General features: G+C 37.5%; 12 protein-coding genes and 2 rRNA genes (1 of these 14 running past the window's edge). 1 reads left to right on the top strand and 13 read right to left on the bottom strand.

Annotated features, from left to right (window positions below; all coding sequences use genetic code 11):
* Window positions 1–109 precede the first annotated feature (109 nt).
* A complete protein-coding gene (locus QUF99_RS03580; protein ID WP_289368683.1) occupies window positions 110–874 on the bottom strand; it encodes a TatD family hydrolase in 765 nt (254 codons plus the stop codon).
* A gap of 177 nt (window positions 875–1,051) precedes the next feature.
* Window positions 1,052–3,034 (bottom strand): methionine--tRNA ligase, encoded by a 1,983-nt coding sequence (gene metG, locus QUF99_RS03575; RefSeq protein ID WP_289368682.1) that lies wholly within the window; start codon window positions 3,032–3,034, stop codon window positions 1,052–1,054.
* Between the two features lie 363 nt (window positions 3,035–3,397).
* Between metG and QUF99_RS03570 the strand changes: the two genes are divergently transcribed.
* The gene (locus tag QUF99_RS03570; RefSeq protein ID WP_289368681.1) at window positions 3,398–3,682 is read left to right on the top strand and encodes a transition state genes transcriptional regulator AbrB; all 285 of its coding nucleotides are present in this window, start codon (window positions 3,398–3,400) and stop codon (window positions 3,680–3,682) included.
* Between the two features lie 20 nt (window positions 3,683–3,702).
* On the opposite strand, the gene rsmI is transcribed toward QUF99_RS03570, so the two are convergent.
* The 11 genes from rsmI to QUF99_RS03515 form a co-directional block, all read right to left on the bottom strand.
* Complete coding sequence (gene rsmI, locus QUF99_RS03565) at window positions 3,703–4,578, bottom strand: 16S rRNA (cytidine(1402)-2'-O)-methyltransferase (RefSeq protein ID WP_289368680.1); 876 nt, start codon at window positions 4,576–4,578, stop codon at window positions 3,703–3,705.
* Complete coding sequence (locus QUF99_RS03560) at window positions 4,547–4,837, bottom strand: GIY-YIG nuclease family protein (protein ID WP_289374560.1); 291 nt, start codon at window positions 4,835–4,837, stop codon at window positions 4,547–4,549. The genes rsmI and QUF99_RS03560 overlap by 32 nt, the downstream gene beginning before the upstream one ends.
* Window positions 4,824–5,564, bottom strand: coding sequence for a tRNA1(Val) (adenine(37)-N6)-methyltransferase (locus QUF99_RS03555; protein ID WP_289368679.1), 741 nt, complete (start codon window positions 5,562–5,564; stop codon window positions 4,824–4,826). Before QUF99_RS03555 ends, QUF99_RS03560 begins: the two co-directional genes overlap by 14 nt.
* Window positions 5,565–5,694: 130 nt before the next feature.
* The gene (gene yabA / locus QUF99_RS03550) at window positions 5,695–6,045 is read right to left on the bottom strand and encodes a DNA replication initiation control protein YabA (RefSeq protein WP_289368678.1); all 351 of its coding nucleotides are present in this window, start codon (window positions 6,043–6,045) and stop codon (window positions 5,695–5,697) included.
* 14 nt (window positions 6,046–6,059) lie between these two features.
* Window positions 6,060–6,887, bottom strand: coding sequence for a PSP1 domain-containing protein (locus QUF99_RS03545; protein ID WP_289368677.1), 828 nt, complete (start codon window positions 6,885–6,887; stop codon window positions 6,060–6,062).
* A 5-nt stretch (window positions 6,888–6,892) separates the two neighbouring features.
* Window positions 6,893–7,876 (bottom strand): DNA polymerase III subunit delta', encoded by a 984-nt coding sequence (holB, locus tag QUF99_RS03540; RefSeq protein ID WP_289368676.1) that lies wholly within the window; start codon window positions 7,874–7,876, stop codon window positions 6,893–6,895.
* A 35-nt stretch (window positions 7,877–7,911) separates the two neighbouring features.
* Complete coding sequence (gene tmk, locus QUF99_RS03535) at window positions 7,912–8,538, bottom strand: dTMP kinase (protein ID WP_289368675.1); 627 nt, start codon at window positions 8,536–8,538, stop codon at window positions 7,912–7,914.
* Between the two features lie 8 nt (window positions 8,539–8,546).
* The gene (locus tag QUF99_RS03530) at window positions 8,547–9,965 is read right to left on the bottom strand and encodes an aminotransferase class I/II-fold pyridoxal phosphate-dependent enzyme (RefSeq protein ID WP_289368674.1); all 1,419 of its coding nucleotides are present in this window, start codon (window positions 9,963–9,965) and stop codon (window positions 8,547–8,549) included.
* A gap of 80 nt (window positions 9,966–10,045) precedes the next feature.
* Window positions 10,046–10,225: a sigma factor G inhibitor Gin gene (locus QUF99_RS03525; RefSeq protein WP_289368673.1), complete on the bottom strand. Its 180-nt coding sequence runs from the start codon at window positions 10,223–10,225 to the stop codon at window positions 10,046–10,048.
* Between the two features lie 474 nt (window positions 10,226–10,699).
* Window positions 10,700–10,815, bottom strand: a 5S ribosomal RNA gene (gene rrf, locus QUF99_RS03520).
* Window positions 10,816–10,864: 49 nt separating this feature from the next.
* Window positions 10,865–12,177 (bottom strand): 23S ribosomal RNA (locus QUF99_RS03515) (it continues 1,609 nt past the right edge of the window).

Genomic DNA, 12,177 nt, shown 5'->3' with positions numbered 1-12,177 from the left:
TACAACTTTTACTCGCTTTTAACCATATTAACAAATCTGTTTCATCAGAAGACAACGATAGGAAAAGGAAGAAAGTAAAGGAATGAGAATATCCCCATTCCTTTACTCATTAAATACCAAATAAATTCTTTGCATTGTCTGTTGTTACTTTTGCAACTTCTTCATATGAAATTCCTTTTAGGTTTGCAATTTCTTCTGCTACAAGTTTGACGTAGCTTGGTTCATTTCGTTTACCACGAAACGGGTGCGGTGTTAAGTATGGACAATCTGTTTCTATTAATAATTTTTCCATCGGAATTTCCATTGCAACTTCTTTTGGTTTTTTCGCATTCTTAAAAGTCACTGGTCCACCTAATGAAATTAGAAAATTCATATCAATACATTGTTTTGCCACCTCTACACTACCACTAAAGCAATGCATAATGCCGCCCACTTCAGCTGCATTTTCTTCTTCTAAAATATCCACGATATCTTGCGTTGCATCACGGTTATGTATAATAATAGGTAACTTTACTCTCTTCGCTAACTGAATTTGCTTGCGAAATACATCCTTCTGCACTTCTTTCGGAGATTTATCCCAGTGATAATCTAGACCCATTTCCCCAAGAGCAACAACCTTTTGATGAGCAGCTAACTCTTCTAACCATGTTAAATGATCATCTGTCATATCAATTGCATCCACAGGATGCCAACCAACTGCCGCATAAATAAAATCGTATGTTTCTGCAAGTTCAATTGCCTTTCTGATTGTCACTTCATCAAACCCCACAACGACTGTATAAGCAACACCAGCTTCTTTCATTCTTGCAATGACTTCCTGTAAATCCTCCTCAAATTGCTCTGCATTTAAATGTGAGTGTGTATCAAACAGCATTATAATAACTCCTTTTATTTGAAATAAATTCTATCATAGGAAAAATCAATTTCCTAACAGCGTAATGACAACGATATTACAATTTTAATACAAAAAAGGAAAGTTTATAAAAATTTCTAGCAAGAAAAAAGATGCTTCACGAATGTTACACGTGAAACATCTCTTATTTTGTCATCATTACTTGATTTTTGTACCATTTGGTAGATTTTGATCGATTGTCGCTAACGACAATACTCCGTTTTCTTCACCCGCTAAAATCATACCTTGTGATAATTCACCACGTAATTTCACTGGTTTTAAATTCGTAACACAAATCACTTTTTTTCCTTTTAGTTCTTCTGGCGTATAAAATTTAGCAATTCCAGATATAACTTGTCGTTTTTCTGTACCTAAATCAAGTTGAATTTTCAACAGTTTGTCTGCTTTTTTCACAGGTTCTACTTCTAATACTTCTGCTACGCGCAGTTCTACTTTAAAGAAATCATCAATTGTGATTTCCTCGGCTTTTGGTTCTTCTTCTTGTTTCTCTTTTACTTTTGGAGCAGAACTTTTCATTTTCTCTTTAATATATTCTACCTCTACTTCCATTTCTAAACGCGGGAAGATCGGCTGTCCCTTTACTACTTTCGTACCAGCTGGAATACAACCAATTGTAGAAAGACTGTTCCAATTTTGATATGCCTCATTTGTAATACCCAGTTGTGCAAAGATTTTCCCTGGCGTTGCTGTTAAGAATGGCATAAGCATAATACCTGTTTGACGAAGTACTTCTGCGAGATGTGCCATTACAGAAGCAAGCTTGTCGCGATCTGCTTCATCTTTTGCCAATACCCACGGTTGTGTTTCATCAATATACTTATTTGTACGGCTAACCAATTGCCAAATCGAGCTTAATGCTACTGAAAACTCCATGTTCTCCATCGCATCTTCTACTTTTTGCAATGTATCTTGTGCAAACGATATTAACGTTTCATCAAATTCTGTTACATTTGCTTTAAAGGCAGGGATTTCTCCATTAAAATACTTATCAATCATTGCTACTGTACGATTTAACAAGTTTCCTAAATCATTTGCAAGATCAAAATTAATACGTTCAACAAAACCTTCTGGTGTAAATACACCATCTGATCCAAACGGAACTTCACGAAGTAAATAGTAACGTAGTGCATCTAATCCATAACGATCAATTAACGTAACAGGATCTACTACATTACCTTTTGATTTACTCATTTTTCCGTCTTTCATTAAAATCCATCCATGTGCAAATACTTTTTTCGGAAGTGGTAAATCTAGTGCCATTAAAATAATTGGCCAATAAATTGTATGGAAGCGGACAATTTCTTTTCCAACTAAATGAACATCTGCTGGCCAATACTTTTTATACTTTTCTTCATTTGCTGTTCCATATCCTAGTGCCGTAATGTAGTTAGATAATGCATCTACCCACACGTAAATAACATGTTTCGGGTTACCTGGCACACGAATTCCCCAGTCAAAAGAGGTACGAGAAACTGCTAAATCTTCTAACCCTGGTTTAATAAAGTTATTAATCATTTCATTTTTACGAGATTCTGGTTGGATGAATTGCGGATTTTCTTCATAAAACTTCAGAAGACGATCTACATATTTACCCATTCTAAAGAAATAAGATTCTTCACGAACAAGCTCTACAGCATGACCGCTGTCTGGACTTTTTCCGCCTACTACCTTTTCACCTTCTACAATCGGATCAACAAGCTGATGTTCTGTATAGAATGTTTCATCCTGTACAGAGTACCATCCTTCATATTCATCAAGATAAATATCCCCTTGATCAACGAGTTGTTTAAAAATCTTTTCAACAACGTCTTTATGACGATCTTCAGTTGTACGAATAAAGTCGTCATAAGAAATATCCATTTTTTTCCATAAGTCTTTAATTCCTGCTACTATGTTATCTACGTATGCTTGCGGTGTAACTTGTAGTTCTTCTGCTTTCTTTTGAATCTTTTGTCCATGTTCATCAGTACCTGTTAAATAATGGACATTGTATCCTTGCATACGCTTATAGCGTGCCATTGCATCTCCAGCTACCGTCGTATAAGCATGTCCAATATGAAGCTTTCCGCTTGGATAATAAATTGGAGTTGTAATATAAAAATTCTTATTTTCCTCTGTCATTGTTTAGAACCTCCCAAATGACCTCATATGTATTTATAAACAGTATATCAAAAACTGACGCATAAAGACGAATGAATGCTCGATATCTTTATCATCTATTACTCATATTCCAAAAAAATATACAGTATATTTTCTGAAATGTTGATAAAATTTAAAAATACAGTGAAGTCCTTGTGCAAGTCTTCCATTTTCTAGTATATATAAGGAAGATAAAAAATATATAAATCTTTTATAAAATATAGAATTTAATAATTGACGGAAATGTAAATGATTGGTATCATATGTTCATAGGGTATTTTGTCGAAAAATGACGAATCAAAAAATAGACTCGCAAACTTACAAAATATGAGGAGGATAACGAATATGAAATCTACTGGTATCGTTCGTAAGGTTGATGAATTAGGTCGTGTTGTAATTCCGATTGAATTACGCCGTACATTAGGTATTGCAGAAAAGGATGCTCTTGAAATTTACGTTGATGAAGAAAAAATCATCCTAAAAAAATATAAACCAAATATGACTTGCCAAGTAACTGGTGAAGTATCTGACGGTAACCTTTCTTTAGCTGAAGGTAAAATTATCTTAAGCAAAGAAGGCGCAGAACAAATCTTAAACGAACTTCAACAATATATTCAGGCAGTAAAATAAGCTTCTCAATTATGAGAAGCTTATTTTTTATCGACATGATAGGTTTGATAGACATCTCTTTTCGACAAACTTCGATCCTTTGCCACTGTTTTAATCGCTTCTTTCGAAGACATCTCTTGTTCATTTATGTAATGTTCTATATGCTCGTACACAGATATAGATTCCCACCACTGTTCTGGCGGGGCAACTTCCTCTTTTGAACCTGCTACTAAGATGCAAAATTCACCGCGAACTTCATTCTGCTTCGTCCATTCAATTGCTTCTTCCACTGAACCACGAATAAATTCCTCAAACTTTTTCGTTAGTTCCCTGCATAATACGATCTCTCTATCTCCAAGTACTTCTTTCATAGAAATTAATGTATCATCTAATCGGTGCGGTGCTTCATAAAACATCATCGTAGTTGGAACATAGCGAAGTTTTTCTAATTCAGCTTTTCGTTCCTTTTTGTTTCTGTGTAAAAATCCATAAAAATAAAAATGTTTCGTTTCTAATCCCGATGCAATTAACGCTGTAAGTGCAGCATTTGCCCCTGGAAGTGGAATAACATGATATTGTCCTGCTACAGCTTCTACAACAATATCGTAGCCAGGATCAGAAATACACGGCATACCAGCATCACTTACAAGCGCTACTGTTTTTCCGTCCTCTAACTTATCTAAAATCTTACGTCCACTTACTTCCTTATTGTGTTCATGATAACTCATAACATGCGTTTCAATTTCAAAGTAGTTACAAAGTTTTTTCGTTTGCCTCGTATCCTCAGCAGCAATGATATCTGCTTCTTTCAATATCCGAATGGAACGAAACGTCATATCTTCTAAATTGCCAATCGGAGTCGGAACTAAATATAAGACCCCTTTTTCATTTTGTTGAAAGCTTTTTTGCTGCCACATAACGTTCTCCTTTTTGCATATATGCCTCTTTTTCTTTTCGTTTTAACTGTTTAAAATGATATTCTGCTTGCATGGCTGTTCGTTTATCCTCATGGTATTCCATATACTTCAAAACAACAGGAAGCCTAGCACGCGTATAGCGTGCCCCCTTTCCACTGTTGTGAGTTTGAAGTCGCTTCTCTATATTATTTGTATATCCCGCATAATAACTTCTATCTGAACATTCTACAACATAAAAACAATGCTTATTCTTCTCCATATAAAATTGAACGAAGCTCCTTTGTATATTCATTATTGTCTTCATATACAAAAAGTGGCGGTAAAATTTTCAAATCTGCATTTCCATCTTTAATTCCTTCAATTAAAAGCGTATTTGCTTCTTTACCAACCTTTGGATATACAAACTGCACACGTTTCGGCTCAATCTTATATTTTCTCATTAGCGTTACAATATCAAGCAAACGCCCAGGACGATGTACGAATGCTACTTTCCCGCCCTGCTTTACAAGCTGGCTACTAACACGTACCACATCTTCTAGCGTACACATAATTTCATGACGAGCAATCGCTAAATGTTCATTTATATTTTTCTCAGATGTCTTTGGTGTTTGAAAATACGGTGGATTACATGTCACAACATCGTACTGATGACGTCCAAGCTCTTCTGGCATATCCTTTAAATCTCCGTGAATCAAATGAATTCGCTCTTCTAACTTATTATACTGAACACTTCTTACACCCATATCATACAGACGTTCTTGAATTTCTACCCCTGTAATTACTCCTTTTGTTTTCGTACTTAATAAAAGTGGAATTACAGCATTTCCTGTACATAAATCAAGTAAATTTCCTTTTTGAATCGGAACCCAAGCAAAGTTTGCAAGTAAGACCGCATCTAAAGAAAAATTAAATACGGATGGACTTTGTATAATTTTCATTTCTTCTGCTAGTAGATAATCTAAACGCTCATCTTCATATAAATGCATATACTGTTTCCTTTCTTATACTTAACCTGCCCTATTTTATCCCTCACTAACGTGAAGGTAAGACTCGTTTTACCTTAATTTTGTTTTCATGTATAAAAAATTACCTTTCCAATGCATTGGAAAGGTAATTTCATTTTTTATTTAAAAATGACAGACAGAATAAACAATCTCCTTCTTTACGTACACTTCCATAATGTAAATTACAAATATGGAAACCTTCTTGATATAAGCGTGCTAAATTATCATATCCTTCGCCAATATCTGTTTTAGGTTTCATTTCTTTTCGTTTCTGAGTTTTTTGTTTTTCTTTACTCTGCACTTCTTCAAAACGATGTCGCAAATTTTCATTTTCCATTTTAATATGTTGGTTTTCTTCAAGTAACTCTGCGAGATGCTGCTTTAATTCTCCCAACTGTTTATATAAATGTCCAATTTGCTCTTCCATACTGGAAACCGCTGCAAAAATATCCTTTTTCTCCACAAGCACCCACCTCATTAATCTGTGGTTTGACTCGAAACGACCCCTTCATTAATTAATTCATCTAACGTATATTCCACTATCCGTTCCTTGTCTACTAGTTCCACTTGAATTAATCTTTCTAAAATATTTAATCCGATTACACGTCCAATACCATGTGGTGTTTGTATTCTTTGATCTAAGTCAGGAAGCTGTTCTTTCGCTGCTTCATACTCATCATTCTCATATTTTAAACAGCACATTAGTCGGCCGCATAACCCAGAAATTTTCGCAGGATTTAATGATAAATTTTGATCCTTTGCCATTTTAATGGATACAGGTTCAAAATCTCCTAAAAATGTAGAACAACAAAGCATACGACCACATGGGCCAATGCCACCAAGCATTTTCGCTTCATCACGAACCCCAATTTGTCTTAGCTCAATTCTTGTCCGAAAAATTGCAGCTAAGTCTTTTACAAGCTCACGGAAATCAATACGACCATCCGCTGTAAAATAAAAAATAATCTTATTACGATCAAAAGTATATTCTACATCTACAAGTTTCATATCAAGATTGTGTTCTCCTACCTTTTGTTGACAAACTTGATATGCTTCTTTTGCAGCATGCTTGTTCTCTTCAACAATGGTCCGGTCATTTTCATTTGCAATGCGAATGACTTTCTTCAACGGTAGTACAACATCGTTTTCATCAACTTGTTTTTTTGTAATAACCACTTTCCCATATTCAATACCTCGCACTGTTTCCACGATCACAAATTCATTTTCCGAGATATCAAATTGATTCGGGTCAAAGTAATATACTTTTCCGGCCTTCTTAAAGCGAACACCTACTACATCGTACAAAACGGTCATCCCTCCTGCAACCGCAACACTAACTGCTCGAATACAAGCTGCGCATTTACATTAGCGTTGATTCTATTTTTTGCTTCTAATATATTGAAAAGAGCTGATACAATGCGCTTCTGAGCATAGGTGAAAGATTGAAACATCTCTTTTTGCTCTTGAAAAACAAGACGATCTTCTTCTCCTAAGTGAACATATAATAAATCCTTATAAATAAGGAGTAACATATCTAAACCTTGTTGTAATTGTTCTTTCTCTCCAAAGTGTTTTACCCACTTTTCTTGTACAAAAAAAAGAGAGGCTGTATCTTTTTCGAGCGCTTCACATAATTTTATCACTAAAGCTCGTGCTTGTGCAAACCATTCATCATCGCATAGTAATAATGCTTCCTCAAAACTATTCGTAAGTTGTGCCGCTAGGGTAGATAAAGAAATTGTAATTCCTTCATCTTGCAATCTCTGAATTAAAGATTCTGCAGAAAGCGGCCGAAATGTAACAACTTGACAGCGTGATAAAATGGTATTTAAAATTTGATGACTTTGTTCTGTAAGTAAGATAGCAGTCGTGTCGCTACTTGGCTCTTCTAAAAATTTCAATAAAGTATTGGCAGCATTTGCTGTCATTCGATCTGCATGCTCAATAATATACACCTTTTTATTTGCCTCTAAACCTGTTTTCGAAAACTCTTCCTGCAAGTCATGAATCTGTTGCTTTTTAATAGATAGTCCATCTGGCTTCACAATGTGTATATTGGGATGATTCCCTGAATCAATTCTGCGACAATTCGTACATGTATGACATGGTTCTACACCATTCCTTTGTAAACAAAGAAAGCTTTTGGCCATTTGAATTGCTGTTTCAAACTTTCCAGTTCCTTTTGGCCCTTCTAACAAATAAGCGTGGGATATACGCTCCTTTTCAATACTATTCATCAACATTTTTACACCAATGGGCTGTATAGCAGAAAGCTGCTCCCACGTCTTCGTCATAATGCATACCTCACTTGTTTTATACTTTCCTTCTATTATAACAACTTTCCTTCTATAAGCTGAATGACTTCTTCCGCAATCTCTTCCATTGGTTTATTTGCATCCACAACGACAATACGATCTGAGAAACGATCTACAACTTGTAAATACCCTTCATGTACCCTCTTGTGAAATGCAATACTTTCTAAATCTAACCGATTTACTTCACGATTAGCATCTTTTTCAATACGTGCTAAGCCTACTTCTGGTTCAATATCTAAATAAATAGTCAATCCTGGCATACAATCTTCTGTTGCAAAACGATTAATTTCAAATACTTTATCAATCCCAAGACCTCTCGCATAACCCTGGTAGGCAAGAGAGCTGTCAATAAAACGATCGCATAACACAAGATAGTTCTTCTCTAAAGCTGGCATTACCTTTTCTACTAAATGCTGTCTACGTGCCGCAGCATATAATAACGCCTCTGTGCGTGCTTCCATCATCGTATACTCTTGTTTATGTAGAATCGTTCGAATCTCTTCTGAAATGGCAATACCACCCGGTTCACGCGTTGCCATCACCTTTTGTTCCTTCTGCTCAAAGTACGGCAATATCTTTGTAATTAATGTTGATTTACCTGAACCTTCTGGCCCTTCAATTGTTACAAATAATCCCTTCATCCTAAAACCTACTTTCTCTCTATATTATATACAGTCATATATTTTGTGTTTCCTTGAAAACGAGCGCCCGTTTCTTCTAAATAAGAAATTTGTTCAATATGCTCTGCAGTAATTTCTTCTCCGTACATAAGTAAAGGAATTCCTGGCGGATACGGTATAACCATATCTGCTGTAATCATTCCGATTGCTTCTTGCAAGGGTACAACTTTCTTCTTATACTTTTCTAATTGCTTATATGTAAATGGTAAAGAAGAAAAAGCCCCTTTGTAAGTATACCGAATAGATGGTGTTCTGTCTGTTACCTCATAAACATGTAATGCTGATTTTATTATCTGTACCGCTTTTAAGTACCTATCATTCACTTGCAATGGTAAAATAAGCAGAACATTATATGGGTCGGCCATTTCTGCGTATATGCCAGCTCCTTCAAATATGCGTTGCAATTCATATCCAGATAACTGACAACGCGTTTGTACTGTCATTTTCAACTCATCCTGAAGGGGATACTGTAAAACCTTAATTTGGGGAATACATTGTAGTTCTTCTCTAAATTGCTGAAGAAATACAAAAATGTCATGACAACCTTCTTCTTTTATTTTCGCTAATGCAAAACGAGCCACATCTAACGAAGCCATAATTGGATAGGACGGGCTGCTAGATTGTAACATAGTTAAATAAGAAGACACTTTTTCTTCATCAATTACATTACTATTTATATGTAAGTAAGAGCCCATTGTCATAGCGGGTAATGTTTTATGCGCCGAATGTACCACAATATCAGCACCATATGCCAATGCTGACTTTGGAAAAGGCTCTCCAATACAAAAATGTGCCCCATGTGCTTCATCTACTAAAACAGGAATCCCTTGCGCATGTGCACATTTAATACTCCCTTTTAAGTCTATCCCCATACCATAATAATTCGGATGTGTTAAAATTAGTGCCTTTGCTTCTGGATATCGTTCAATTGCCTTTTGAATGACTTCATGTTGTATACCAACTGGTACACCATATGCTTCATCAATCCAAGGGTCTAAAAAGACCGGACGTGTTCCCGCTAACTTCAATCCATTTAGAATAGATTTATGACAGTTTCTTTGTACAAGTACAATATCATGCTCCTTGCAACAAGATAAAATCATTGCTAAGTTTCCAACTGTAGAACCATTAATTAAAAAATAACTCTTTTGTACATCATATACATCCGCTAACAAACGTTGTGCTTCATCTATACATTCAAAAGGACTATGAAGATCATCTAGCCCCGTTAATTCTGTCACATCAATAGAAAGTATATCATTAAAACCAGCCCGAGCCCGCTTGGGGAAATTTAATCCATTTTTATGCCCTGGAACATGTAAAGACAAAGGCTGTTTATCCCTAAATTGTATTAACGCTTCATATAATGGCATTTGCTTTTGATTCATACTTACCTCTTCCTTACTTTTCATTCTCTATCCATTATACAGAGAATGGGACAAAAAAAATAATAGGCATGTTCGCCTATTTATGAATATGATGTTTGTATTTTTCTCAGTTGTTGTAAAAAATATATATATTTAGGGTCACTTGTCTCCGTTTCTACCATGTCCCTTTCACAAGCTTTGCATATAAAACTGGCATATAAATGTATTCCATCATCTTTCTTATGTTCGCATACGATACAAACCTTTTCATCTATGTTCATAATATACGCCCTTATCGCTTCTCTTTCATGAATAACAAGAAACGACGCAAGACACTTCCTCCCCTCTTTAAATAGTAAAACTTCCATTTCTCGATCATTTGTGTTTTTTTCTCTTATAAGACTAACTCAATTAATATACTTACAGTCCTTAACAATTTTCAGGAAAATATACATCCTTTCTTTACATATGTATTATATGAATGATATTTGGGCATCGTGTTTGTCACCCAATATAATAAAGTGAAACTTTGATCAGTAGGGGCTTTCTTCATCCTCCACTGCTCATTAGTTACACACATCCGCTATTCGTGGGCAGTTTATCCTCGACCTAACACTGCCCGCGAATAGCGGAATAAAATAGGGTTTCCATCAGTAAGACATTCTATTCTCCAATGATGATTCATTCAACTCATATCTTTGACTTTTATTTTCCTAAAATACAAAAAAGACGAGTCAATTGACTCGTCTTTGATTGCTTGGCGACGTCCTACTCTCACAGGGACAAGGTCCCAACTACCATCGGCGCTAGAGAGCTTAACTTCCGTGTTCGGTATGGGAACGGGTGTGACCTCTCTGCCATCATCACCAAACTATGAAGGATGTTCCTTCAAAACTAGATAACATAAGCATTCATATTATATGGTTAAGTCCTCGATCTATTAGTATTCGTCAGCTCCACATGTCACCATGCTTCCACCTCGAACCTATCAACCTGATCATCTTTCAGGGATCTTACTAGCTTACGCTATGGGAAATCTCATCTTGAGGGGGGCTTCATGCTTAGATGCTTTCAGCACTTATCCCTTCCGCACATAGCTACCCAGCTATGCCCTTGGCAGAACAACTGGTACACCAGCGGTGCGTCCATCCCGGTCCTCTCGTACTAAGGACAGCTCCTCTCAAATTTCCTGCGCCCACGACGGATAGGGACCGAACTGTCTCACGACGTTCTGAACCCAGCTCGCGTACCGCTTTAATGGGCGAACAGCCCAACCCTTGGGACCGACTACAGCCCCAGGATGCGATGAGCCGACATCGAGGTGCCAAACCTCCCCGTCGATGTGGACTCTTGGGGGAGATAAGCCTGTTATCCCCGGGGTAGCTTTTATCCGTTGAGCGATGGCCCTTCCATGCGGAACCACCGGATCACTAAGCCCGACTTTCGTCCCTGCTCGACTTGTAGGTCTCGCAGTCAAGCTCCCTTATGCCTTTGCACTCTACGAATGATTTCCAACCATTCTGAGGGAACCTTTGGGCGCCTCCGTTACACTTTAGGAGGCGACCGCCCCAGTCAAACTGCCCACCTGACACTGTCTCCCGGGTCGATGAGACCCGTAGGTTAGAATTTCAATACAGTCAGGGCGGTATCCCACCAGCGCCTCCACCGAAGCTAGCGCTCCGGTTTCAATGGCTCCCGCCTATCCTGTACAAACTGTACCAAAATTCAATATCAGGCTACAGTAAAGCTCCACGGGGTCTTTCCGTCCTGTCGCGGGTAACCTGCATCTTCACAGGTACTATAATTTCACCGAGTCTCTGGTTGAGACAGTGCCCAAATCGTTACACCTTTCGTGCGGGTCGGAACTTACCCGACAAGGAATTTCGCTACCTTAGGACCGTTATAGTTACGGCCGCCGTTTACTGGGGCTTCAGTTCAGAGCTTCGCTTGCGCTAACCCCTCTCCTTAACCTTCCAGCACCGGGCAGGTGTCAGCCCCTATACTTCGCCTTACGGCTTCGCAGAGACCTGTGTTTTTGCTAAACAGTCGCTTGGGCCTATTCACTGCGGCTTTCCGTTAAGAAAGCACCCCTTCTCCCGAAGTTACGGGGTCATTTTGCCGAGTTCCTTAACCAGAGTTCTCTCGCACACCTTAGGATTCTCTCCTCGCCTACCTGTGTCGGTTTGCGGTACAGGCACCTTTTATCTCGCTAGAAGCTTTTCTTGGCAGCGGG

Origin of the sequence: Bacillus sp. DX4.1, from assembly GCF_030348195.1 — a bacterium.
Lineage (GTDB): Bacteria > Bacillota > Bacilli > Bacillales > Bacillaceae_G > Bacillus_A.
The sequence above is the reverse complement of the archived record's forward strand: the minus strand, read 5'-3'. Positions and strand labels throughout refer to the sequence as shown.

Bases quoted from the DNA above. Each gene is read 5' to 3' on its own strand.
- QUF99_RS03580 (WP_289368683.1), bottom strand. From the start codon at position 874: ATGCTGTTTGATACACACTCACATTTAAATGCAGAGCAATTTGAGGAG.
- metG (WP_289368682.1), bottom strand. From the start codon at position 3,034: ATGACAGAGGAAAATAAGAATTTTTATATTACAACTCCAATTTATTAT.
- QUF99_RS03570 (WP_289368681.1), top strand. From the start codon at position 3,398: ATGAAATCTACTGGTATCGTTCGTAAGGTTGATGAATTAGGTCGTGTT.
- rsmI (WP_289368680.1), bottom strand. From the start codon at position 4,578: ATGTGGCAGCAAAAAAGCTTTCAACAAAATGAAAAAGGGGTCTTATAT.
- QUF99_RS03560 (WP_289374560.1), bottom strand. From the start codon at position 4,837: ATGGAGAAGAATAAGCATTGTTTTTATGTTGTAGAATGTTCAGATAGA.
- QUF99_RS03555 (WP_289368679.1), bottom strand. From the start codon at position 5,564: ATGCATTTATATGAAGATGAGCGTTTAGATTATCTACTAGCAGAAGAA.
- holB (WP_289368676.1), bottom strand. From the start codon at position 7,876: ATGACGAAGACGTGGGAGCAGCTTTCTGCTATACAGCCCATTGGTGTA.
- tmk (WP_289368675.1), bottom strand. From the start codon at position 8,538: ATGAAGGGATTATTTGTAACAATTGAAGGGCCAGAAGGTTCAGGTAAA.
- QUF99_RS03530 (WP_289368674.1), bottom strand. From the start codon at position 9,965: ATGAATCAAAAGCAAATGCCATTATATGAAGCGTTAATACAATTTAGG.
- QUF99_RS03525 (WP_289368673.1), bottom strand. From the start codon at position 10,225: ATGAACATAGATGAAAAGGTTTGTATCGTATGCGAACATAAGAAAGAT.